Here is a 22,916-nt window from a genome sequence, read left to right as displayed (position 1 = left end):
CACATTCAAACGATAATCGAAAGAAGGAGAGACACTTATTTGCAAGTACAAATACTTATTTCAATTGTAGCTTACATGATTCTTATGCTCCTAATCGGATATTGGGCATACCGACGTACCACGGATTTATCCGACTATATGCTGGGCGGGCGCGGCCTGGGTCCGGGCGTCACCGCACTTTCCGCCGGAGCTTCTGATATGAGCGGTTGGATGCTCATGGGCCTTCCTGGCGCTATGTATGCCACTGGTTTGTCCAGCGCATGGATTGCGATTGGCCTACTTATCGGCGCCTACGCTAATTACCTGGTTGTTGCACCACGACTGCGTACGTATACGGAAGTGGCCAATGATTCGATTACCATTCCCGATTTTTTGGAGAATCGCTTCAAGGACAAGACCAAAGTTCTTCGCTTCGCCTCTGCTATGGTTATCCTCGTATTCTTCACGCTGTATACGACGGCTGGCATGGTATCAGGCGGACGTTTATTCGAGAGTTCATTTCACCTCGATTACAGAATCGGGTTATTCGTAACAGCCGGCGTCGTGGTGGCATACACGCTGTTTGGCGGTTTTCTGGCGGTAAGTTGGACAGATTTCGTACAGGGCTGTATTATGTTTATTGCCCTTGTGCTCGTTCCGATTGTCGCGCTTACCGATGTAGGCGGTTTTCAGGCGACGTTTAACGAAATTCGCAGCATCGACCCCTCACTTCTAGACTTATTTAAGGGAACATCGGTACTCGGTATTATTTCGTTCCTGGCCTGGGGACTCGGCTACTTCGGTCAACCACACATTATCGTGCGCTTCATGGCAATTACATCGGTCAACGATTTGAAACCGGCACGCCGTATCGGTATTAGCTGGATGGCTGTCTCGATTATAGGCGCTATGTTTACCGGACTGGTCGGCATTGCGTACTATTCGAAAAATGCAGCAACACTAACTGACCCGGAAACGGTTTTCATTCAATTCTCCAACATCCTGTTCCATCCGCTGATTACAGGATTCTTGCTTGCAGCGATTCTTGCAGCCATTATGAGCACGATTTCGTCTCAGCTTCTTGTTACATCAAGTGCGGTGACAGAAGATTTCTACAAATCATTTTTCCGCCGCAATGCGACGGATAAGGAGCTTGTATTCATTGGCCGTGCATCCGTTCTGGTCATTGCGCTCATCGCCATTACACTTGCGTTTAACGCAAGCGAGACTATTCTTGGGCTTGTGGGCTACGCATGGGCAGGATTTGGTTCTGCCTTCGGTCCGGCCATTCTCTTAAGCCTATATTGGAAACGAATGACCAAATGGGGAGCGCTGGCCGGTATGCTTGTCGGTGCGGTTACTGTTATATTCTGGGTACAAAGCGGGTTGACAGATAAAGTATATGAGATGATTCCCGGTTTCTTTGCCAGCCTGGCTTCTGTTATTCTCGTAAGCCTGGCAACGAAAGAGCCTGTTGCTTCCGTAAGGAATACGTTCGAAGAAATGGAAGAGACGATTATCGAAGAGACAAAAAACAATGTAGCCAGAGCATGATATGAAAAAGAGGTTTCCCTGACAACATAAGGGAAACCTCTTTCTTTATTTAATTTCGATAATTAAAGGGACGATACCTTGATAGCTATTTTTCTTCTAGCATGGAAACAATATGTTGAACGATACGTTCGAACCGTTCATCCTGAGATTCTCGATCCGTCCACTCGTCTATTCCAAGACTCCACTGATATATTTTTTTGTCTGTGTTTCTGATCTTATCGACCCGCTCTAGTCCGGCCGCATACAGCAGGATTCCTGAAGAAGTGCTTCGTGCGGTCATATAGGCAAGCATCTGGTATACGTCCGGGTTTCCTGATCTTTCCGTCCGGGTTTTATATTTGGCATCCAATACGATTTCCCGTCCTGAACGGTTTTTCAGAATCAGATCAGGTATAATACGTAGACGGTTGGCTTCAGCCAGCCAGTAGCGAGGCTGAGTTTGCACTTCAATGCCGTACATGCGAAGTCCTTCCTCCAGACGACGCGCAATATATCGCTCGAACAACTCATTCATATCGAGGATAAAGCTATCGCAAAATATGTTCCCTTCGTGTGTGGAAAGTTGTGTCATCTTCCAATATAATGTAAGCCAGGAAAGCGCCCGAGCATACTGTCGATTCAAGCGCGTAATCCGAACACGCGCAAGCTCCGCTACTTGCTCAGAAACAGAGACAGGCAATGTCACCCTCTCCATCTGTCCCTTCTCTACTGACTCAAATAAACGAAGCAGCTTTTCAAGCTCTCTCCCGATCTCTTCATTCCGATATCGCTTCCGTACCATATGCCGTATTCCGGCATAAAGCAGTTTATTTTCTTTTACCTGCCATGTTGGTTCATCATACGCACAGACGAAGCGGTACTCCTGCTTCATCCATTTCTGCAGCGTCGGAGCCACCCGCAGCTGGCCCCGCACTTCACCTATCGCCTGCTCCTGCTGTTCATATTCCGCCCGCAAACCTTTACGCCATATGGCAAAGCATTCCTTGATAAAAAACAGGACAAGCCATTCGGAGTTGCCCGTAAGCTCACCTACCGACATAACTGGAGGCTGAAAACGCAGGGAAGAAATATCATATGCCCAGGTAAGCCAATTCCATAGCGTTTCTACCTTAAGCTTCGGCCTGATGTGAAAAATAGCGTCGGAGAGTTCGATGTGTCCAACATAGGAGGAAGCTGTTACGTCCCATGTCTCTCGGGGACCTGGACGAAGCGTCAGTACGGCCCCGAATGTCTTGCGCAGTTGTGCAACACTTTCAGCTGACAGAACAACACCAGTCGTTGTTTCATATTCCTTAAGATGATACAATGCTTTATCAATCGTCACTGGTATCCCCCTCGTCGTCCAGCAGCGCCTCCAGGTCGAACTCTCGGACTCGCTCAGGTTCATAGGCAAAATACTCTTCAAGATATGGAATGACTTCATACTTCCAGATGCGCCGCAATTTCTGAGGGGTCAAGCTTCGATTCATAAAATAGCTGTGTCCAAGAAAAAAATCCGGGTTACCAATTCTGTCATTAACCCGACGAACGAGCCGGGCCACCCATGCCATATCAGAATGGTGCTCTTCTAAATACTTGCGCAAAATCTGCTCCGACTCACTCGACGAGACATATATGGCCGGAAAACGGCGGCGTAACGCGAAATCAAGCTGGGCTAACGAACGGTCCGTTGTATTCATCGTTCCAATGATATATATATTGTCAGGAACAACCATTTTACTCTTCGAATACGGAAGCGGAACAGCGGAATTACGATATTCAAGCGCGTACAGTAGCTCTCCAAATACTTTGGCCGTATTGGCACGATTCATCTCATCGATAATGAGTACATACGCGCAGTCTCGATTCTCCTGCTTGAGCGCTTCATTACACAACTCAAGAAAGATTCCCGGTCTAACGGTCACATTCATATGAGCGGCCCCGCTCTCATCTTCGGCAACTTCCGGGCGTACGCCTTCAATGAATTCTTCATACGTATAAGAAGGATGGAACTGTACCAAACAGATTCGCCGTTCGCTCTGGGTCATAATTCTCGCCAACCGTTGTGCGGTATATGTTTTTCCTGTACCCGGCGGACCATATATAATCATCTGCTTTCGCTCATAAAGAATATCAAGCCATTCTTCGAGTGTTTCTCGTTCAAGGTACGTATCCACCGCAGCGTCACCGAGCGTATACTGGCGCCGTTCGTCCCCTTTACGTGACAGATAAACATGAAGCTTTGTCAGAAATGTCCGCTCATCTTCCGCTTCAATGCTATGCAGCCTGCGCAAAAATCCTTCTTCATTTTCTTCGTAAACAGTGCAAATGTATTCGGAGGGCATATCCCAAACGAACACGTACGCACACGTTGTCTCTCCTTCCGTACCCGCAAAGCGCCAGATAATTTTGTTCCTGAACTCTTCCGGCACATCATCCGGTACGCTCTCCACTTCTTCGGCGTATGAAACAATGAAGTTATGCTCACGAAGCAGACGGACAAGCCGCTGTGCAGCTCTTGACTCCCGCAGATTCCCTGTGTCCCCGCTTTCTATCATCTCCGTGTCTTCGAGGCGGCGTGAAACATAGAACAAGAAATGCTGCACCTCCGGCACGCTCCATACCTTGTCGGTTAATCTACTCATCTCATCACGGAGCGTCCGCAGGCAACGCGTGAAGCGGAGATAGGCGGAACTGTCGAACGGCTTGTCTCTGCCGTCCGGATCATATCCAAAGTACGTCAACGCTTCACGAGCCGCTTTATAATAAATCGGGTAATGCTCAAGATCCTGTAATCCCCAGAAAAAGCTCAGAAAGAAGGTCGTGAATTTGATGGACGCGCACTTTTGCGATGGATACCCTTTTTCCAGCGCCACTTTTTGTGTCTGGCGAATGACGTCCGCAAAGCCAGCAAGTTTATCCTGTGTCCAGCTATCATGCGTCTGATCGGGAGAGATTTGGACTGCCTCAAGAAATGCATCCGTTAATTCTGCCGTCATGTCCACATATGCCGCCTGATTATAAATTTGATTAAAGAACATCTGTCCGGAGAACCCGCTAAATCCCCATATATTTGTTTTTTTGCCATGGATTTGGTGCTTGCTTTTCGTTTTATGATCCAGCGTTTTCTTGAATTGCAGCAGCGTTATCTCTTTGCGGCGCAACGCTTCGAGTTCACCGAAATGGGCAAGGAACGCTTTACGCAGCTCATCAATCCTCTGTGCCTGTTCAAGGGCCTCTTTATCACTCAAATAGGCTTGTATCCACGTTATCAATCGCTCCATCAATTGCACCCCCTCCTTTCTTCTTTCTACTCCTTCAGCACGAAACGCGTCCGGCTAAAACCTTCTTTCGTCTTCCGTACATCCAGTGTAGCCGGCATTGCATTCTTCAATTCTTGTACATGAGAGATAACCCCGATCATGCGTCCAGAGCTTTGCAGTTCGATAAGCGTATCAATCGCTTTCTGCAGCGATTCATCATCCAATGAGCCGAATCCTTCGTCGATAAACATCGTCTCAATTGAAATGCCACCCTGATATGCTTGAATCACATCAGCCATACCGAGTGCAAGACAAAGAGAGGCATTGAATTTTTCTCCTCCGGACAATGTCTTCACGTCTCTTGTCAACCCTGTATAGGCATCATATACGTCCAGTCCAAGACCGCTCTGACGCCCCCTTTTCTCAAGTCTGTCACTGCGGCGAAGCTGGAATTGACCGTTTGACAGCTTATGCAAACGTTGATTAGCCATATAGATAATTTTCTCAAGAAACTCGATTTGCAGATAGCGCTCAAACGAGATTTTGTGTCGGTTTTCGCCACGTATCATGTTGTACAAATCAACGATTCGCGCACGATCCTGATCCAATTCCTTAAACTTTTGCCCGGCTTCCTCGATTTGTTTCTGCAACTCGCGTGCCCGTTCGCGGCACGCGAGTGCAGCTTCATATTGTTTACGCGCCTGCTTACACTCCATATCGAGCCGTTCTACTTCGGCAAGTAGCTCCGCCAAGTTAGAACGCTCCTTGCCGATAAGTTCCTCCTCTAAAGCGATTAGCTGCGCTTTTGCTGCCGCCCGTTCGGAAGCGAATCGTTCAAGTTCCTCTTTAATGCGGCGGCGCTCTGACTCCGGCAATTTCGCTGTCCGATATACATCCTCATCCGTGAATCCCGCTTCGCTGAGCGCTCGGATAAAACGCTGCTCAGCTTGTGCCGTCCGCTCCACTGCCTCTGTCACCTTCTGCTGTGCATACTGGAGGCCGCTCGTTGCCTTGATTACGTTCTCCGAAGCCATGCGGTGCCTCTCCTGCGCTTGTTTCCACTTTGTCTCAAGCAGCTCCCTCCTGAGTGAAGCTTCCTTTATCGAGGCTTGCAGACGCTCTAACACCCGTAGCGGTTCCGGTACTTTCTGCAAATCGGCCTGATACAATACGTTGTCTTTCTCGTACTCCATGCGGACTACATTCGATTCATCTATGAGTCGCGCTTTCTGTTCTGCCTGAAGCTCCAGCTTCCTCTCCGTCGCTTCACGCTCTTCCTTCTTCGTACTCAGAAGCTGTTCAGCTTTTTTGAGCTCTTCTACTTCTTTTTTCAACATCTGTCCTTCTTCTACAAATGAAGGGTATTGTTGTACCGCCGTATCCGGCGAGAATCCATACTGTTCAATTTCATGCGCAAGCTTTGCGAGCGTGCTTCTCTCCGCCAGCAGACGCGCTTGTGCTTCACGGAACAGACTTTCCTGCTTTTCTTTCTCATATTTTCTTTGTTGGATATATTCTTTGGTCAGACCGGCGTCTTGCGCCATAGCTTTTCTCGGATGCTCCACGCTTCCACAGACCGGACACGGCATACCATCATGCAGATGCTGCGCCAACACAGCAGCTTGACCTTCCATCCAGCGCCTCTCTAACGCTTCAAATTCTGCACGGATTTTTTCATATGCAGTCTTTTTCTCGGTTGCATCCTGGGTTAATGCCTCCATGCCCTGGGCCGCTTTCACATAATTTTGCAGAGCATAGACCTGCATACGCATATCTGCCAGGCGTTCCTGCTTAGGTTTTAGCTCCTTCACCCTCTCTTCTGCCTGTTTAATTTCTGTATCAAGCGCCGTCTTTTTCTCTTTGTCCGTCTGCCATGCCTTCTCTGCCTCCACAAGTCGGTCCTGCAGTTTCTCCATTTGCTTTCTACGCATCTGAAGTGCGTCTTCTTTACGGTTAATCGTTTCTACCAGAGGCAACAGCTCTCGTAGATGCTCTGTTTCACGGAAGGCTGCCTGTCGTACCTCTTCTTCCGCCTCTTCTCTTCGGTACATTTGTTCAGCTTTCATCAATCCTTCTTTCGCTTCCTGTTCGGCCTGCTGCGCTTGGATAAGTTCCAAACGCTTCGTTTCTTCCTCTTTCCTGGTCGCAATGCAGTGCTCCTCATGCACCTCTATACGTGCAGCCTGCTCGGCAAGCACGAGTGTTTGCCCTTTATGTTCCATTACAGGTGCCTTTTGTTCCAGCTCTCTTACGCGCTCCCGCTTTCGCTCCAGTTCATCAAATCTTTCATTGACGGAGCGAGCGCTGTGATACGCTTCATTATGTGTTCTATATGCTTCTTCGGCCTTCGTCTGACTTGTTTTATGTATGGCAGCTTGCCTATCATGATAGGCGTACTCTTCATCAAGCCCTTTTACGATTTGATCAAGATTACGATACGGCTGGCGCAGCGTTTCGAATAACAAGGACTCTGCGCGCTCTGGAAGTACAGCTAGAATCTGGCTTATGTATTTTTCCTGCTCCTTTTCCCCGATACGACACCGCTCTTCCGCTTCCCGGCGGCGCCGGTTCAGTGCATCCACAACCGCTTGATACGCTTCGGTCTTAAAGATACGGCGCAGGATTTCTTCCTTGTTCTCCGTATCCGATGTCAATAGCTTGCGGAATTCACCCTGTGGCAGCATGACGATTTGGCTGAACTGCTGCTTGGTCAGCCCGAGCAGATTTTCGATTTTCACATTTACATCATTGACCGCGAACCGATCAACACAAGGAATTTCCTTATCTTCAGTTACCTCATACAGTTCAATCTGCGCGCCTGTTGCCGTTTTATTTCCCTCTTTTATGTGGCCTAGCTGACGGAACACGCGATAACGGCGGCCACGCAGCTCGAATATCAAGTCTACGGAAGTATGCACATCATCTTCGGCAAAATGGCTGCGCAAAAATTTCGTATCGCTCCTCTCCTCCCCGCTCGCTTCTCCGTACAATGCAAAACAAATCGCATCAAAAATGGTAGTCTTTCCCGCACCAGTCGTACCGGAAATAGCGAACAAACGGTGTTCGCCCAGTTCTGTAAAGTCGATGATCTCTTGCTGCTTGTAAGGTCCAAAAGCTGTCATCGTCACTCGAATCGGCTTCATACGCGCTCCCCTTCCTTCGCGAATACTTCTTCGAGCACCTCGCGGAAAATTCTCTCTTTCTCTTCCGTTAACTCGCTTCCTTTAACTTCTTTATAAAAAGAGCGGAACAATGCCAGATCATCCTTTTCTGCCTGTTCGACCTGCTCAACTCCAATTTCTTCGACCTGTGCTATCATCATGTTTTGTGTAACATGCATCGCGTTCGGATAAACCGAACGGACTCTTTCCATAGCGGACAGTACCGGATTTTCATCAAGCAGTTGAACGAACACATAATCCTCGCTCCGTTCATGGGTTTCCAGCTCATCAATCATAGTACACACGCTCCGCATGTCCCTGCGGGGCGTAAGCGACCTTTTCTCAATGCGAACCTGCCCCTGCCCATCCATCTCAACAACATAGAACCCCTTATGATGACGCTCTTCTGAAATGGAATATTTAAGAGGAGAGCCGGCATAACGAATCGTCTCGTCACCGACATGATGCGCCTGGTGTAAGTGTCCTAACGCTGTATAGTGAAATGGCTGAAAATAACGTGCATGCACATACTCGGCACCGCCAATGGATAGCGGACGCTCTGCATCACTGGCATTTTCGATGTCTTCCTTCTCGCCTGACGGGGTGACGAAGGCATGCCCGATGAATACGTGACGAGCATCCTTATCCATCTTCTCAATAATACGGTTGGTAATTGCTTTTGCCGCATCATCGTGCGTACGAATCGCCTCGTCATCCAGAGCGCTTCGCACCCGGCCCGGATCGGCATACGGTACCAGATGAAAATGCACCGGCCCGTATTCGTCATGCAGTACTACTGGATCACTCTTACCGTTATAACGACCTGAGATATAAAGTCCTTGCTCACGCATCATGCTGCTGCCGAATTCAATCCGATCCGGACTGTCATGATTGCCCGCGATTGCTAGCACTGGTGTCTTCAGTTCAACGACTAGCTCATGCAGCGTACGGTTCAACAGTTCAACAGCTTCAGTAGGCGGTACGGCCCTATCATATAAGTCACCAGCAATCAATACCGCATCCGGTTTCTCTTCCTTTACAGCCTCAATAAAGCGGCGCAGAATATATTCCTGATCTTCCGTCATATACACCGATTGGATAATCTTTCCCAAATGCCAATCGGCCGTATGAAAAAATTTCATTACTAACTCCCCCGGTTCTGTTCACTGTTTTTTTCTATTCTATCAGAAATTACTAGATGAAGGCAGAAGGTCGCTTCTTCTCTTTTCTTTCTCTTTTCTTAATCAATAGAACCGTATAATATGAAAAAGAACGTATGTATAGAAAGGAACGATATGAATGGAATTCAAACTTGAACGGATTCATGACAAAGTCGAATGCTTCGAAGCGTATGATATAAAAACGCTGGAGAAAAAAATCGAAGAGCAAATCGAAAACAACAAAGTCCTTATGCTTGAGGTGCATTCGGTTACGCATCATGTTTGCTTCTCGCCGGATTCGGGACGCCCGCTGTATACCGCCATCGTCCACTTTAAAGCCAAACCGTAATACACAAAACAGCCCATGGCCTGTCACGTACAAACCATGGGCTGAATCGCAGCAAAAATATTAATGTGCAAGCCATCCGGCCAATGAATCGGCTACCCGCTGCGCGTCCGCGTAGCCCTGGGCGTATAAAGCTGATAGCTTCTCTTTGTTCTTCTCTATTCTATCGACCGCAAGCGGCTGCGACGGACGAATAACGAACGCTTTTCCTTTCTGTTCCAGTTCCTCAATGTATGCGAGCGTGTCATTATAGACCTTATGACGGCGAATGAGCGTATCTACTAGACCTGGATGCTTGCGATATACTTTACCGGCCAGCCACTTTAATTTAAACGGTTCTTTTCGATACTCCCGATTACGTGTCAGGATAATAACATTCTTCTCGTTTCCGTCTGCTATCGCCTTGCGAATGGGGATCGGGTCGGACACACCGCCATCCAGGAGCGGTCGTCCGTCAATCGTAACCACGGGTGAGACGAATGGCAAGCTACTCGAAGCACGCAGTACTACTAACATATCTGCCGAATCTTTGGAGAAATAAACAGGTTCGCCGCTCATGCAGTCAGTCGTACCGACAATAAAAGTCTGGGGCGATGCGTAAAACGTATCGAAATCGAACGGCACCAATTTGTTCGGCAACTCATCGAATATCAACTTCATACCAAACAAGCTCTTTTCGCGAAACAAGTTTCGATAGCTAAGATAGTTTGGATGATCAATATAGTCGATCGTGACTTTTTTGTTGCGGCCGATTTGCCGGGCAACATACGAGGAGCCGTGACAGGCACCGGCAGATACGCCGATTACGTACGGAAAGTACAAGTCATGCTCCATGAAAAAATCAAGCACGCCACCCGAATAGACGCCACGCATGCCGCCACCTTCAAGCACCAGTCCAATCCGTTCCATCCTTTCACCTTCTTCACTTTAATTTTTTCTACTTCTAACTATAAATTATTAAAAGAGAGAACGCAAAACCGCACTGCAATCGTTTAATATTATTATATACGCAGTATTTTATTACTTATCAGTATAATAAAAGCACCCGGACAAGTTTTTATACCTGCACCAGGCGCTAATCGTTTCTCTTATATTCTTTTTATCCCTCAACCTGTCAGCCAACTAATTGCAAGTGTTTTTCTTTCTTCTTCTCCACCTGTAGCATTTCTGTCTCTACTAGCGCGTATGCCGGAAACGACGGGTAGCCAAACTCTTCGATATCCATACAGACCTGGCAAACATTCATTTCTTCCGTACGTTCACCGCAAATTGCGCATTGTTCTTTCATCTTTTATTACCCTCCTTAAGGTAGGTGCTTCCGCTTCTTCACAATCTATTGTAATACAGGCAACTTAAGAAAATGTTGGCAATTTTTAACGGTTTGTTAAACTTTTAATGAACATTATGTGAGTATTGACATAATACTTTGACGATTATAAGCCATTATTCTAATTATAAAAAAGCTCTCATAAGAGAACTTTTCCATTTACAGTACACCTTTATTTCTGATTTCTAATTGTCTGGAAAAACAATAACGAATAATTTTCTCCCGATGAAACTCCGCAATTTCTTCATATGTAACAGCAACAGTCTGCAGACCGTTCCCTCCCGGCACCGGATGACGGATGATTTTCGCTTTTAGCGGAATACAGAGTTCCTGATTCGTTTTCTTGTTCTGGGCATTAATCTCCGGCAGATACAGCCGACACTCGATCATATTCTCTTCTGGAAATGAAATACGTGCATTACAAACAAACTTAATACCACCACCGCTAATATCAACAGTAAAACCGGAATATGCTTTCTCACCGTCTTGCGTTTGCCATGAAAACTCCAGTTTTGCTTTTGCAGGCACACGCAGATAATCCCTTCGCTGGATGCGCCGGATATTATCCTTAGCCGGTTTAAGCAGCACGAGCATCGGAATGTTGTCACGTTGCTTACGCACGATAACACTTAAAAACTCATATTGTGCTCCGTCCGAATGATTATAGCTTACGTACACAGTCCAGCCATCAAGCAATAGCGACGTTCGCCCGCTTTGCTCATCTATCGGATAAGTGAGCATGATATGCTCATTCGTACTATCCGCTACAATTGCCTTATATTTTTTCTCTTCATTTCCTTCATTAAAAGAAATGATTCGGACCATTTGATTTACCGCAGGAAACACGGAATCCACCTCCCACTTTCTTTCGGAAAAAACCTCATCTATTCCTGGATGTCCGCATGTAAAAATCCTCACAACGAGGTAATACTTATTGCTCACTAATTTCAACAAAACAAAAAGGTTTGATAAGAAAATATTACTACATTCTTGTATAATTTCCAGATAAAATTTTTCTCAGATGTGCTTACTTCGATAATTAGGTTCTGTAGAACTATACGTTTATACGTTATATAACTGCTTGAGGGTGTTGATTCCCCTGTACGCTTCAGACTGGATAGCCACCACACCGTATTCCAAACGGACATCGGTTCGTCTCCCGCACGAAAGCCTAGAGAGCCGCTTTTTGCCCCAGCCAGGCAGGACCGCAAAGCAGCCGTATCCCACACGCTGACACGTGCATCTTATCACTTCCAATATACGGATAATCAACAGGTATGATAACCGTCTCTTCCTTATCGGCTCTATGTTTATATGATAGCGTAGTCTTGACATTTTATTTGCACAACAATAGCAGAAAGAAGCGGGCGGAATGGGTATGGGCTATGTCTCGCTCGGACTGTTGTCCGAAATCATCGGTCGTAGCCCGATTGCTCCATACGTATTCAGTTCGATGGCACCAGATGCAGGAAACCCGGAAATTCTATGGTACGCGGTGACGGATAAACAGAAAGAAAAGTACCTACAGCCGCTCGTAAACGGAGATATTCGCTCCTGCTTCGCAATGACAGGACCCTGCAGGACTACGCGATTCAGAAGCAGCACCACATTAAAAAATGTGTAGTGCAACATCGATTCAGAACCCCTTCCTATCTCCAGGTCAGCCAATTGACACACTTTACAGAGCGTCATATAATAGCTAATAGTTAGGATTACTAATTATTCACAATTCTAACTATATATACAACGACATCCAACCTTCTCCCCTTATCGTCCGTTACTTGCCTCCATTCATCAAAACGTCAGCATATTAACATAGCATATACACTCTACATAGAAAAGAGAGGATATCCCATGGTAGAACATGACCTTACCGAGGAACGCTCCAATCTGCTGCGAGAATTGGAACGCACCTCCCAAATTACTTTTCGCAAAGCAAAAGCAAGTCTATACAAAAATCCTATGCAAGAATTATCCCCCTCACAAGCGTTTATTCTTGAACATATCGCTATATATGGTCCGAAGCGAATTTCCGATTTGGCGGAAATGCTTGAGATTACCCTCCCTTCCGTTACCGGATTGTCCGATCGCCTCATCTCACTAGGCTATGTAACGCGCAGGCGCTCGGAAAAAGATCGGCGTATTGTTTTGCTTGCTATTACAGAAGACGGACAAAAAGCACTACAAGGTTTTCAGCGCAGGCGCCAACAAATTCTAAGCTTTTTTTGCCATCACTTATCTACAGACGATCTCCAGCACCTTATCCGCATCTACAACAAAGTTCTTCCTTATATCTAAAATGCAAAGGGAGGATATCGCGCATGGAACATAAAGAAAGAGCCGCTCCCCCGTCAAACTACAGGGGAAAAGCAGTGAACGGTAAGCATGGTTATCATATGGTAAAATGAACGTGAACAAAGCAGGTGAAACATAAGAGGAGGCAACATCAATGATCCATAGCATTTCCGATTATACTGTGCTACATAACGGCGTTCATATGCCATGGCTAGGCCTGGGCGTTTACAAAACACAGGAAGGCGAAGAAGTCGAACAGGCGGTGAAAGCTGCGATAGAGGCTGGTTACCGAAGTATCGATACTGCCTCTCTTTATCACAACGAGAGAGGTGTCGGCAAAGCCATACAAACATGCGGCATCCCCCGCGAAGACTTGTTCATTACAACAAAAATATGGAATTCGGATCAAGGATATGATTCCACCCTGCGCGCTTTTGAACAAAGCCGAGAAAAGCTTGGATTGGAGTATCTTGATCTGTATCTTATTCACTGGCCGGTGAAAGAAAAATATAAAGATACGTGGCGCGCAATGGAGAAATTATACGAAAATGGGCTTGTGCGCGCAATCGGTGTTAGTAACTTTCATGTGCACCATTTAGAGGATTTGCTAACTGACGCCCGTATCGTACCGATGGTGAATCAAGTTGAATTTCATCCTCGACTAACACAGAAAGATCTGCTTGTTTTCTGCAAAAAGAAAGGCATTCAACTTGAGGCATGGAGTCCGTTGATGCGGGGTCGCCTACTCGATGAGACGACACTGAACGATATTGCCCGCAAGCATGGGAAAACGCCTGTCCAGGTTATCTTACGTTGGGATTTACAGCATGGGGTCGTTACGATCCCGAAATCGGTTCATGCAGAGCGAATCATAGCCAATGCAGACATTTTCGACTTTACATTATCCAAGGAAGAGATGGAACGAATTGATGCGCTGAACCGTAATGAGCGCAGCGGACAGGACCCCGATCATTTCCATTTTGACTTTTAGCATCAAAGCTGTTGATTATTTGTAATAAGATAGTCAACGGCTTTTTTGTATCATAGTGTATAGGACAAGTTTTTTTCCGGGACAATGGGGTAAGAGAATATAATCGAGGTGATATTCATGTCTTATCCTTTGCAAAAGCAGCTTCGTACCCATCTGAAAAGTGTTCCTCCCCGACTCTCTTTCTATCGAATGGTCAAAAGTCAGGAGTTTGACGAACTATGCCGATTCTATGATCAAGGTATGATTACGCTTGAACAACTGGAGCAGCATGCCCGTCGGCTCGAACGCCTTTTTTAGATTACATGACAATAAAAATGCAGCGAGTCACCTCGCTACATTTTACTCCGTTTGCATACCAGTTCTTCAAACCAGTTCTCGTCTTTGCTGTCAAGCGCCATGTCCAGCAGCGCATCATAATCTTCAGGCTCAAGCTGAAGTTCCTTGATTTTTTCCGCCACGTCAAGAGGTACGCGAAAATGGCCGCTGCGCGCTGCTGCTGCGGCAGAGCCGTCTTTAACTGTCGGTACGAACACCGTCATCATCATTTGCGCCTTGTTCATTTCTTTTACATAACCGGTAAGAAGCAATGTTTTTCCCTTATCATTATAAGGGAACTTCACCCATTCGCCTACGCTGAAGTGCTCCATACCTCCCATCCCCTTACCTGTATGACCATTTCGAATTCCCTTACTAGTATGGTAAGCAGAGGACATGGATTTGTTGCCAAACAATCAGGCGGAAAAAAAATTTGGGTGCAAATATTTTTCACTTCTGCCCATGTGCCAGCGGAATACGGGCATGCTCTGGCTTGATGCGTAGTTTCTTCATTACTGTATAGAATTGCTCGTCGGTTGCTGCCTGACCCAGAGCGAGATAAAAAGCGACAAAGGCATCCTGTTCATATGGTGTATCCTCTACCGGCTCAGCAAGGGCATCGTATGTACCTGTCTTCTCATTCCACTGCTCCAGTTTTAATAACTCATAGCGTTGAGCAATGTCATTGCGGCGTGTATGTATAAGATAGCGAGGGGAATGTCTGTCCTTACGGTATGCGGCGGTAATATGCAAATAATCTTGATCATAGTCGATAATCTCTGCGTATAGCAGTGTAATCATGCCGCCTTCCCTCCTTCAGATAATTAACAGATGTAATTGTTTATTTTTTTACCCATCTTTACAGCAAAAGTAACAAAAAATAAAAAAAGCCATTTCGTATTTTTACGAAATGACTCTTCTTCCCTACTGTATTCCCATATCAAAACGGCGGTGCATCATCTGTCTCATCCGTTTCATGGGCAGAAGGCTCCCCTTGCTTTTGTTTAATACGTCCTATTACATCTTCAAGCTCATCCGGCTGAAGCAGTTCAATGGGGGAGACACCTTTTTCGAATTCGAACCCATCTCCCTCAATCAATACGACGTATCGATCACCCAATTTTGCAATGTGAATCGAATCACCAAAATCGGCTAAAAGCGCCTTCACCGTAATATGGTCCAGCTTTAGCTTCATCTCCAAATCGGGTCTTTGCTCTACCAGTGCGGCTGCCGCTTCGACGACCTGCTCATTCGACCACTTTTGCTGTAGTTCACGCTTCTCGCTTGCAGCCCAGATTTCCATCGCCTCTTCTTCCTGCTGCCTCTCTTGACTTTCTTCCTCGTAGGCGGTCTCAATATACTCTTGTACCATTCCCATTACCTGTGTATTCATCATCTCTGGTAATGATTGATCATATTCGACGAATTTAAGAAAGTCTTCGAAATACCGGGCATGAGATGCTTGGTGGATTTTCAATTCCCACTCTTCTAGCATCCCTTCCTCAGGCATATACGGATATTGAATGGATTTCATGTTCTTGGCACTAATAGCCATCTCTACTTGGCTGATGAGACTACGTTCATCCGTAACGGTTGCGATTTTTGGCTCGAAGTCGCATTTAAGTACGAAGGCGAACGGTTCATCGAAGTACTTTGTAAGCTGGGTACGTGCAACAATCAGCGCCCCTCCGCGAATAGCACTTGTATTTATATACGTACGCACCAAATCTTCGCTATGGCGCCGAAACTCTTCTTTACTGGCAGCACCTCGGAGACGAGCAAACAGATTGTAATTCGGATTGCTATCAAGTCCGTGTCCGGGTTCAACGATGAAGCGACCAATTTTTGTCGGTGCTTGCTCTGTTTTTGGATTTCGTTCAACTTTTCGTTTAATAACGCGGGCGAATTCACCGTCAAGGAAGTCTTTCAGCGCGCTGTTCGTATATTCGATTTCCGCTAGCGTCTGATAATGTTTATATCCTTTCTCTGAATTTTCTCCTTCACCGCGCACGACGAAAAAAGAAAGGTATTGTACAGCACATTCCATGTATGTCTCTCCGTTCCCATAAATACGATGCAAATATATCATAATCTCTCAAGGGTATTGATTATCTCTATCTATGTTATTGTAGCTTGTTTGCACCCTGTATGAAAGAGAAAAAGCATCTGTAGAGTGCTCGAACGTTTTCATTTACGCAAAAATTAAGTATGATTTTAGTAAAAATAAAATCTATGCAGATAAAGAGGATGCTCTATGTATACATATATGAACTTTCAAACTAATATCGCACGGACCAAGCCATCTACCTTACACAATAAAGAAGACAGTTGTCCGTTCTGTGATAGAGAAACGATTTTCAAAGAAGGAGTTGTTATTAGCCAGGACGGTCCATTTCTATTAATCGAAAATAAATTTCAAACACTTGAACGCGCATATCAGATGGTGCTGGTAGAGACAGAAACATGCCAGGATGATTTATCAACGTATGATAAATCCCATCTGCATGCGCTGTTCGATTTTGCGATGCGTAACTGGGAAACGCTCGAATCCAGCAAGAAATACCGTTCTGTCATCTTTTTCAAAAACCATGGGGTCCATTCCGGAGGTTCCATTTACCACGCACATATGCAAATGGTCGGACTGTATGACGCCGACTACCGTGAACATCTTCATCCCGAGCAGTTTAGCGGCCTAGTCATCGACCGTACACCTGGTGTCGAATTCAATCTCTCTACCCGTCCACGAGGTGGGTTTACCGAATTCAATGTCGTACTCAGCGACCGAAACGCATTACACAAAATGGCTAAATATGTGCAAATTGCGGTCCATTTCCTGCTTACACATATGAATAAGCGCTATAAAAGCTACAACATTTTCTTTTACGAGTATAAGGGCAACATCATTGCCAAAATCGTATTGCGTGCGCCGGGCTCCCCTTATTTAATGGGATACTCAATTATCCAGGTGCCCAATAATCTTGCCGAAACGGTACAACGCATCCAATCGCTATACTTTTCCGAAGCAGCGTCTATGTAATAAAGGGTGTTGATTATTCCGTAGTATCCAGAGTGAATAGCCACCACAACGTATCTCTTCCTTGTGAGAAAAAGACGAGGGAACACGTCTGCACGCGCACCTCCTTTCTTCTATATACATCTCACTTTATAAATGTACATATTCTGGTGGTAGGAGATAAGAAAAGAAGGAAGGGCGGTGGGCGGTTGGAACAAATATGTCCGCCTTTTTTCTGCCGGGGCGCAGGGCGTATCCACTCTCTTCTTTCTCCATCCCTCCTCCTTCCAACCACGCTGTTATTTTCTATCTACCGTCTCGCTGATGCATACCATTTCTGCAAGCATCCGCTCATCGACTTCGATACCAAGTCCGGGCTTATCAGAAAGATGCAACCGGCTGCCTTCATAGTTCAGTGCGCCAATGTCTTGGGTAAACATGAGCGGCCCTACCATCTCATTGGAAGTAATGTTTTTCTTTGCAATGGATAGGTGCGCACCTGCCGCAGTGGCAACCGATGATTCCACCATCGAACCAACCTGACATTCCATCCTCGCCATCTCCGCCTGACTGACCAGCTTCAATGCCGGATACAGTCCGCCGCATTTCATAAGCTTGATATTGATTCGATCCGCTGCTCCTAGAGCAATCACCTCACGCATATCACGTACATCATGCAGTCCTTCATCCACCATGATCGGCAATGTTGTCTGGCGACGCACGTCCGCCAGTGCTACCAAATCGTCAGCAACCACTGGTTGCTCAATCCAGTCAATATTACAATCCTCTATCCGCTGCAGCACGTACAGTGTATCGGTACGATTCTGCCAGCCCTGATTGGCATCAACCCGAATTTGCACTGATTTTCCGACGGCCTTGCGCACAGCGTGAACGCGTTCTATGTCCGTATCGCGATGTAACCCCACTTTTATTTTAATACAGCCGTAGCCATTTGCTACTGCATCTGCCGCTTCTTGCGCCATCGCTTCCGGCTCTTTGATGCTGAGTACATATGGAATCGTCAAGGAATCGTGATACAGCCCTCCTAACAAGTGATACACCGGCTGGCCTGATATTTTGCCCATCAGATCATAACAAGCGATGTCGATGCCCGCTTTGGCTGCCGGACAACCATACAGCGCGTCGTCCATCCTGGCATGAATGCGCTCAATATTAAACGGATGTTCGTCAAGCACCAGAGGCCCAAGAACTTTCGTCAGTACGGCGTAAGTACTTTCCCACGTTTCACCGGTCACATGCTGATCCGGAGTAGCCTCTCCGTATCCGATATACCCTGTGTCCGTCTGCAATTTCACGATAATCATCGGCATGGTTTCGTACGTTTCATATGCCACAATAAACGGACGACGCAACGGAAGCTGTATTGCCATCACACTAACCGATATAATTTTCACTTTCTTCACCTTCTCTTTTTAAGAATATCCTATAACATGAGCGAGCGTAACGAACACAGCGCCCAATATATAATGTATAAGGATGAGCGGCAAAATCCACTTCGCCCACTTCACCCAGGGGATTCCCGCCAACGCAAGGCCAGCCATGAAATATCCGGATGTAGGCGTAAAAATATTAGAGATGCCGTCACCCAGCTGGAACGCAAGCACTGCCGTTTGCCTGCTGACGCCCACGAGGTCCCCGAGCGGTGCCATAATCGGCATCGTTAGCGCGGCCTGACCGCTTCCTGAAGGCACAATATAATTAATCATACATTGTACCAAATACATACCAAACGCGGTAAGACCGCCGGGAAGTGATCCGACGCCGGTAGCGAGACTATGGAGAATGGTATCCATGACTTTTCCGTCTTCAAGAATGACCAGAATAGCACGCGCCACCCCGACAACCAACGCTCCCATCACCAACGTACGACAGCCTTCAATGAAGGATTCAGCAATGTCGTTAACCGGCATGCGGGCAACCACTCCCATTAAAATACCCATCAATAGGAACAAACCGGCGATTTCTGGAATAAACCAGCCGAATTTTGAGACACCAACTGCTAATGTTACAAGTGTAGCTACAAGAATAATCAGAACTAGCTTATGCCGTGTCGTTAATCTATACTCGTCCCCCTGAAAATTGACTTGACTTTTATTCACCCGATCCAGCTCATACATAACGCTTTTGGTCGGCTCCTTCTTGACTTTCTCTGCATAACGCATAACATACCAGATGCTTACCGCCAGCATGACAAACCATATGATAAGGCGGAGTCCCATGCCAGAAAACAGCGGAAGATCGGCAATTCCCTGAGCTACACCGACTGTGAACGGGTTCATGAACGCCGCCGTAAAGCCGACTGATGTACCAATGAGCACAATAGCCGCCCCGGTAATCGAGTCAAACCCAAGCATCATCACGAGCGGCACCATAATCGTAATGTACGGAATAGTTTCTTCAGCCAGCCCAAGCATGGCGCCGGCTAGCGAAAAAAATAACATAAACACTGGAATCAATATCTTCTCCCGGCCGGCCATTTTCCGTGAAATGCTGCCAACGGCGCCTTCGATGACATTCGTGGCTCGCAAAACCCCGAACGAGCCGCCTACGATAAAAATGTAAAAAATAATGTCGGCCGCTTCATGCATCCCTTTGTAAATAGATTGGAAAATTGCCATGAATTTTGCTGGCGCAGCTTCTACCGCATGATACGTTCCATCAACGACAATCATCCGGCCCCGGGCATCTTCAGCGCGTTGATATTCACCCGGCGTTACGAGATAAGTCGCCACTGCCGCCAATACGATGACAAAAAACAAAATAACAAACACATGGGGAACGCGCGATCCCGGCTGCTTTTTTGTCTCTAACCCTGTAGTACTTACGTTCGTTTTGCTCATCCGCTTCCTCCCTTGTTACTAAATAACTTTTTGTCGCTATTTAGTCGTTAATTAACAGTTAAAATATACTGAAAATTTAGCCTAGTGTCAACATATACATAACCGATATACAGCGCACGGCCGGCCTTGGTGGTACGGTTGTTCTTTCCCTACGACTTCAGCCAATTTACAATACACGAGCTTTTTCAGCAGGCATTCCACGCTGTGTCGGCTCATCTGCAAATATTCGGCAATATCTTCTGCTGTAAACCGAAAACCGGGTCACCCTAAATGGACAACCCGGTTCTTTTTCTGCTATAAACCTTTTTTTCTGATTTCTGCGAGCACACCATCCCACAGTCTACCTCGCATGAGAAGTGAACGACGGGCAACTTCCAGCGCATCTTCCGTCTTCTTTTCATCCTGACCACACAAACTTTCCAATAGCTTCTGTGCCAGCGGACCATGATCATCTCCATCAAGCTCAATGTGACGGCGTAAGTAATAATCAAGACGCTCATTGGTAGCACCCTTCTTCTCAAGCGCATCCACTAGCAGCTCAAACATATCAGGGATTAAACCCTCACGACCATAGAAAAAGGCAGCAGCCACCTCATGCACCTTTCCATTCATCGCCGTATATATGTTATATGCAACAAACTCACGCACTGAAACCGGGATCACATCTTGATCCAACGCTTCTACATAATCCTCCCCATTTCGGAGCTGGTCCAAAAATGCGCAAATCGGCACTCTATCCGCTCCCACTTCCTCCATCGCTTCCAAATAAAGTTGGAAATGGCTTGCATATCCGCCACGTCCATCTTCATCAGATTCCTCTGCCAGTACAATTTCATTGATGAAGCGCGTATACTTCGGCGTCTCATTCGGCATCCACGGTACATCTACTGAAGTGACTTCCCGCTGTAGCCGTTTTAATAATGTCATAAAGTCCCATACTGCAAATACATGGTGCTTCATGAGCACCCTTACTCTCTCCGGCGTCGTCATCTGTGCGTACATAGGATGCGCAAGCAATTCATCGCGCACCGCTTCAAGTGTTTGTAACGCTGTAGAATGCATAATTTCCCCCCACGCTGTCAGTCTCGTTATCTTATACCCACGTTCCTTAGTGTATATTCACTTTCCGGTTTGTACAAGCGAGAAATCATATTCATCCGTGAATGATTAGACACCTTACAGAACGGATACACTGAAGATGAGGTGAGAATTATGAACAACAAAGAAAAATATACACTAATTGTCTTGGCGGGTATCTCGCTCTCTCTTATTGCTGTTTCTTGTGTTCCGAAGCAGAAGGATTCTTATCCGTTAGAATATCAAAACCTACGTTTTTCTGCATCGCCTTCCACCTCTACTTATGTTACGGCATCCTCTTTAGATGAGGATGAAATCATGCATGCTGACATGGAAACCACACTGGAAGAGATCGCCCTTGATATTCTGGGCGTTGCTGGCGCCTCCGTTCTTATTCATGACAAAGAAGCACTCGTCGGATTGCGTCTGTCCAACTATACCCGCGGACGCAATATCATTCAACAAGATGTAAAAACAGCTCTCTCCCTTCGCATGCCTGGCTATATCATCCATGTTACTTCCAATCGCCATCTCTATCAACGCATTCATATTCTCCGTAATCAGCTACGGAATGGACACCACATTGAAACATTTGAACGCAATATACGTGCGATTATCCGCGAGATGACTCCTCCACTATCGTAGGCAGTCGGTGTACTTCCAATTCCCTGCGCACTTCTTGTGAAATTTGCTGCGATTTTTGATTTTCATAGTCGAAATAAACATAAGTTGCCCTGCCTTTGGCACATAATTGTCCTTCTTGATATAGTTCTTCATAAAGGGTAAAGCTACTATTTCCAATATGCTCCACCCAGGTGCGCACCTCCACCTCCCTGCCAAAATAAATTTGGCGAAGAAAGTCAACATTCATGCTCACGATAATCAAAGGAAATGTGCGCATATCTCCTGTCGGATTGAACAGGCAATAAATCGGCTCCCGTGCCGCTTCAAACCATACGGGCAGTGTTGTATTGCTAATATGTCCCGTACCATTTGTCTCAGACATACGGGGCTGAATGACAGTTGTATACATGAAATTCTCCCCTTTATTCTATTTTTTATCTCTGTTTCTTTTTCGATGCCTGGCAGCATCTCTCCTTCTCCGACTTCTTATCCATAAATAAAAAGCTTTTGACCGGAATCTCCGGTCAAAAGCTTTCATCATTTTCTTCTTCGTTTTTTTCTTCTGATGAAGCTATCAAATCGCGAATGCTAACCCGTCCCGTACGATTCGTATCGAGAAATTTAACGCGGGCATCGATCGGTACACCAGTGTCGTCCTGAATGAACCCTATAACGATACAGCGGCGGTCCCGATGCTTTTTCTTTAACGCATTCAGCGGTTGTACTACATACTCCTTGCCCAGTTCAATTCTAACAGCATAATGTTTTTCGTCATTTAAGTATGTATTGACCATGCACGTAACTACTTTTCCGCGACGGTCCGTAAAAAAATCAATGTAACTGGACGTCACAACGTTTTCCCTCGCTCTCTGCCTGTTCTCTGCTTCGTACCATCTTTTTACCCAACCGCAATAGATAATTAATCCCTTAAGACCATAATATATGATAGTAAACCTATTTTTCCACAACTT

The 22,916-nt window shown here is 46.2% G+C and carries 25 protein-coding genes; 8 read left to right on the top strand and 17 right to left on the bottom strand.

The window, feature by feature from the left end; all coding sequences use genetic code 11:
• Positions 1-39 precede the first annotated feature (39 nt).
• Positions 40-1,533: a sodium/proline symporter PutP gene (putP, locus tag AF333_RS13985; protein ID WP_043064105.1), complete on the top strand. Its 1,494-nt coding sequence runs from the start codon at positions 40-42 to the stop codon at positions 1,531-1,533.
• An 85-nt stretch (positions 1,534-1,618) separates the two neighbouring features.
• On the opposite strand, the gene AF333_RS13980 is transcribed toward putP, so the two are convergent.
• Genes AF333_RS13980 through AF333_RS13965 form a run of 4 tightly spaced genes read right to left on the bottom strand, consistent with a single transcriptional unit; the run spans position 1,619 to position 9,078 of the window.
• A complete protein-coding gene (locus AF333_RS13980) occupies positions 1,619-2,857 on the bottom strand; it encodes an McrC family protein (protein WP_043064104.1) in 1,239 nt (412 codons plus the stop codon).
• Positions 2,847-4,796: an McrB family protein gene (locus AF333_RS13975; protein ID WP_052811723.1), complete on the bottom strand. Its 1,950-nt coding sequence runs from the start codon at positions 4,794-4,796 to the stop codon at positions 2,847-2,849. The genes AF333_RS13980 and AF333_RS13975 overlap by 11 nt, the downstream gene beginning before the upstream one ends.
• A gap of 26 nt (positions 4,797-4,822) precedes the next feature.
• Positions 4,823-7,918: an AAA family ATPase gene (locus AF333_RS13970; protein ID WP_043064103.1), complete on the bottom strand. Its 3,096-nt coding sequence runs from the start codon at positions 7,916-7,918 to the stop codon at positions 4,823-4,825.
• Positions 7,915-9,078 carry an exonuclease SbcCD subunit D gene (locus tag AF333_RS13965; RefSeq protein ID WP_043064102.1) on the bottom strand — a complete coding sequence of 388 codons (1,164 nt, stop codon included), beginning with the start codon at positions 9,076-9,078 and terminating at the stop codon, positions 7,915-7,917. Before AF333_RS13965 ends, AF333_RS13970 begins: the two co-directional genes overlap by 4 nt.
• 157 nt (positions 9,079-9,235) lie before the next feature.
• Between AF333_RS13965 and AF333_RS13960 the strand changes: the two genes are divergently transcribed.
• Positions 9,236-9,445: a YrzA family protein gene (locus tag AF333_RS13960; RefSeq protein ID WP_043064101.1), complete on the top strand. Its 210-nt coding sequence runs from the start codon at positions 9,236-9,238 to the stop codon at positions 9,443-9,445.
• A 60-nt stretch (positions 9,446-9,505) separates the two neighbouring features.
• Here AF333_RS13960 and AF333_RS13955 read toward each other — a convergent pair whose 3' ends face one another.
• The 4 genes from AF333_RS13955 to AF333_RS35235 form a co-directional block, all read right to left on the bottom strand.
• Entirely contained in the window at positions 9,506-10,351 is an 846-nt protein-coding gene (locus AF333_RS13955) for a patatin-like phospholipase family protein (protein WP_043064100.1), read from the bottom strand.
• Positions 10,352-10,556: 205 nt separating this feature from the next.
• Positions 10,557-10,730, bottom strand: coding sequence for a hypothetical protein (locus tag AF333_RS33660; protein WP_158502288.1), 174 nt, complete (start codon positions 10,728-10,730; stop codon positions 10,557-10,559).
• Positions 10,731-10,928: 198 nt separating this feature from the next.
• Entirely contained in the window at positions 10,929-11,615 is a 687-nt protein-coding gene (locus AF333_RS13950) for a flagellar brake protein (RefSeq protein ID WP_043064099.1), read from the bottom strand.
• A gap of 216 nt (positions 11,616-11,831) precedes the next feature.
• Entirely contained in the window at positions 11,832-12,104 is a 273-nt protein-coding gene (locus tag AF333_RS35235; protein ID WP_235496441.1) for a hypothetical protein, read from the bottom strand.
• Between the two features lie 37 nt (positions 12,105-12,141).
• On the opposite strand from AF333_RS35235, the gene AF333_RS13945 reads away from it, so the two are divergent.
• The 4 genes from AF333_RS13945 to AF333_RS13930 all read left to right on the top strand — a co-directional run bounded on the left by AF333_RS13945 (position 12,142) and on the right by AF333_RS13930 (position 14,352).
• Positions 12,142-12,393, top strand: a complete 252-nt coding sequence (locus tag AF333_RS13945; protein WP_043064098.1) for a hypothetical protein — start codon at positions 12,142-12,144, stop codon at positions 12,391-12,393.
• Between the two features lie 230 nt (positions 12,394-12,623).
• Positions 12,624-13,067 (top strand): MarR family winged helix-turn-helix transcriptional regulator, encoded by a 444-nt coding sequence (locus tag AF333_RS13940; RefSeq protein WP_052811722.1) that lies wholly within the window; start codon positions 12,624-12,626, stop codon positions 13,065-13,067.
• Between the two features lie 151 nt (positions 13,068-13,218).
• Entirely contained in the window at positions 13,219-14,055 is an 837-nt protein-coding gene (locus tag AF333_RS13935) for an aldo/keto reductase (RefSeq protein ID WP_139188844.1), read from the top strand.
• A 117-nt stretch (positions 14,056-14,172) separates the two neighbouring features.
• A complete protein-coding gene (locus AF333_RS13930; protein WP_043064097.1) occupies positions 14,173-14,352 on the top strand; it encodes a hypothetical protein in 180 nt (59 codons plus the stop codon).
• Between the two features lie 35 nt (positions 14,353-14,387).
• Here the strand turns inward: AF333_RS13930 and AF333_RS13925 are convergent, their stop codons facing one another.
• The 3 genes from AF333_RS13925 to AF333_RS13915 all read right to left on the bottom strand — a co-directional run bounded on the left by AF333_RS13925 (position 14,388) and on the right by AF333_RS13915 (position 16,417).
• On the bottom strand, positions 14,388-14,702 hold the full coding sequence (locus AF333_RS13925; protein ID WP_043064096.1) for a hypothetical protein: 315 nt from the start codon (positions 14,700-14,702) through the stop codon (positions 14,388-14,390).
• A 118-nt stretch (positions 14,703-14,820) separates the two neighbouring features.
• Entirely contained in the window at positions 14,821-15,171 is a 351-nt protein-coding gene (locus AF333_RS13920) for a hypothetical protein (protein ID WP_043064095.1), read from the bottom strand.
• 139 nt (positions 15,172-15,310) lie between these two features.
• Entirely contained in the window at positions 15,311-16,417 is a 1,107-nt protein-coding gene (locus AF333_RS13915) for a DUF3900 domain-containing protein (RefSeq protein ID WP_043064094.1), read from the bottom strand.
• Positions 16,418-16,624: 207 nt separating this feature from the next.
• Between AF333_RS13915 and AF333_RS13910 the strand changes: the two genes are divergently transcribed.
• Entirely contained in the window at positions 16,625-17,407 is a 783-nt protein-coding gene (locus AF333_RS13910; RefSeq protein ID WP_043064093.1) for a DUF4931 domain-containing protein, read from the top strand.
• Between the two features lie 126 nt (positions 17,408-17,533).
• On the opposite strand, the gene AF333_RS36790 is transcribed toward AF333_RS13910, so the two are convergent.
• The 4 genes from AF333_RS36790 to AF333_RS13895 form a co-directional block, all read right to left on the bottom strand.
• Positions 17,534-17,659 (bottom strand): hypothetical protein, encoded by a 126-nt coding sequence (locus AF333_RS36790; RefSeq protein WP_268752757.1) that lies wholly within the window; start codon positions 17,657-17,659, stop codon positions 17,534-17,536.
• Positions 17,660-17,682: 23 nt separating this feature from the next.
• Entirely contained in the window at positions 17,683-18,798 is a 1,116-nt protein-coding gene (locus tag AF333_RS13905; RefSeq protein ID WP_043064092.1) for a mandelate racemase/muconate lactonizing enzyme family protein, read from the bottom strand.
• An 18-nt stretch (positions 18,799-18,816) separates the two neighbouring features.
• A complete protein-coding gene (locus AF333_RS13900) occupies positions 18,817-20,244 on the bottom strand; it encodes a YfcC family protein (RefSeq protein WP_043064091.1) in 1,428 nt (475 codons plus the stop codon).
• Positions 20,245-20,538: 294 nt separating this feature from the next.
• Positions 20,539-21,306 carry a DUF3050 domain-containing protein gene (locus AF333_RS13895; protein ID WP_043064090.1) on the bottom strand — a complete coding sequence of 256 codons (768 nt, stop codon included), beginning with the start codon at positions 21,304-21,306 and terminating at the stop codon, positions 20,539-20,541.
• A 150-nt stretch (positions 21,307-21,456) separates the two neighbouring features.
• Between AF333_RS13895 and AF333_RS13890 the strand changes: the two genes are divergently transcribed.
• Positions 21,457-21,966 carry a YhcN/YlaJ family sporulation lipoprotein gene (locus AF333_RS13890; RefSeq protein ID WP_043064089.1) on the top strand — a complete coding sequence of 170 codons (510 nt, stop codon included), beginning with the start codon at positions 21,457-21,459 and terminating at the stop codon, positions 21,964-21,966.
• Here the strand turns inward: AF333_RS13890 and AF333_RS13885 are convergent.
• Both AF333_RS13885 and AF333_RS13880 read right to left on the bottom strand, forming a co-directional pair.
• On the bottom strand, positions 21,935-22,354 hold the full coding sequence (locus AF333_RS13885; protein ID WP_043064088.1) for an acyl-CoA thioesterase: 420 nt from the start codon (positions 22,352-22,354) through the stop codon (positions 21,935-21,937). The genes AF333_RS13890 and AF333_RS13885 overlap by 32 nt on opposite strands.
• A 115-nt stretch (positions 22,355-22,469) precedes the next feature.
• A complete protein-coding gene (locus AF333_RS13880; RefSeq protein ID WP_043064087.1) occupies positions 22,470-22,796 on the bottom strand; it encodes a hypothetical protein in 327 nt (108 codons plus the stop codon).
• Positions 22,797-22,916: the final 120 nt, after the last annotated feature.

It is taken from the genome of Aneurinibacillus migulanus (assembly GCF_001274715.1).
Lineage (GTDB): Bacteria > Bacillota > Bacilli > Aneurinibacillales > Aneurinibacillaceae > Aneurinibacillus > Aneurinibacillus migulanus.
Note: the sequence above shows the minus strand (reverse complement) of the source record. Positions and strands in the feature narration are given on the sequence as shown.

Excerpts from the sequence above, each read along its gene's own strand:
- AF333_RS13975 (WP_052811723.1), bottom strand. The coding sequence starts at position 4,796 with ATGGAGCGATTGATAACGTGGATACAAGCCTATTTGAGTGATAAAGAG.
- AF333_RS13970 (WP_043064103.1), bottom strand. The coding sequence starts at position 7,918 with ATGAAGCCGATTCGAGTGACGATGACAGCTTTTGGACCTTACAAGCAG.
- AF333_RS13965 (WP_043064102.1), bottom strand. The coding sequence starts at position 9,078 with ATGAAATTTTTTCATACGGCCGATTGGCATTTGGGAAAGATTATCCAA.
- AF333_RS13960 (WP_043064101.1), top strand. The coding sequence starts at position 9,236 with ATGGAATTCAAACTTGAACGGATTCATGACAAAGTCGAATGCTTCGAA.
- AF333_RS13955 (WP_043064100.1), bottom strand. The coding sequence starts at position 10,351 with ATGGAACGGATTGGACTGGTGCTTGAAGGTGGCGGCATGCGTGGCGTC.
- AF333_RS33660 (WP_158502288.1), bottom strand. The coding sequence starts at position 10,730 with ATGAAAGAACAATGCGCAATTTGCGGTGAACGTACGGAAGAAATGAAT.
- AF333_RS35235 (WP_235496441.1), bottom strand. The coding sequence starts at position 12,104 with ATGTCAAGACTACGCTATCATATAAACATAGAGCCGATAAGGAAGAGA.
- AF333_RS13945 (WP_043064098.1), top strand. The coding sequence starts at position 12,142 with ATGGGTATGGGCTATGTCTCGCTCGGACTGTTGTCCGAAATCATCGGT.
- AF333_RS13940 (WP_052811722.1), top strand. The coding sequence starts at position 12,624 with ATGGTAGAACATGACCTTACCGAGGAACGCTCCAATCTGCTGCGAGAA.
- AF333_RS13935 (WP_139188844.1), top strand. The coding sequence starts at position 13,219 with ATGATCCATAGCATTTCCGATTATACTGTGCTACATAACGGCGTTCAT.
- AF333_RS13930 (WP_043064097.1), top strand. The coding sequence starts at position 14,173 with ATGTCTTATCCTTTGCAAAAGCAGCTTCGTACCCATCTGAAAAGTGTT.
- AF333_RS13925 (WP_043064096.1), bottom strand. The coding sequence starts at position 14,702 with ATGGAGCACTTCAGCGTAGGCGAATGGGTGAAGTTCCCTTATAATGAT.
- AF333_RS13920 (WP_043064095.1), bottom strand. The coding sequence starts at position 15,171 with ATGATTACACTGCTATACGCAGAGATTATCGACTATGATCAAGATTAT.
- AF333_RS13915 (WP_043064094.1), bottom strand. The coding sequence starts at position 16,417 with ATGGAATGTGCTGTACAATACCTTTCTTTTTTCGTCGTGCGCGGTGAA.
- AF333_RS13910 (WP_043064093.1), top strand. The coding sequence starts at position 16,625 with ATGTATACATATATGAACTTTCAAACTAATATCGCACGGACCAAGCCA.
- AF333_RS36790 (WP_268752757.1), bottom strand. The coding sequence starts at position 17,659 with ATGGAGAAAGAAGAGAGTGGATACGCCCTGCGCCCCGGCAGAAAAAAG.
- AF333_RS13900 (WP_043064091.1), bottom strand. The coding sequence starts at position 20,244 with ATGAGCAAAACGAACGTAAGTACTACAGGGTTAGAGACAAAAAAGCAG.
- AF333_RS13895 (WP_043064090.1), bottom strand. The coding sequence starts at position 21,306 with ATGCATTCTACAGCGTTACAAACACTTGAAGCGGTGCGCGATGAATTG.
- AF333_RS13890 (WP_043064089.1), top strand. The coding sequence starts at position 21,457 with ATGAACAACAAAGAAAAATATACACTAATTGTCTTGGCGGGTATCTCG.
- AF333_RS13885 (WP_043064088.1), bottom strand. The coding sequence starts at position 22,354 with ATGTATACAACTGTCATTCAGCCCCGTATGTCTGAGACAAATGGTACG.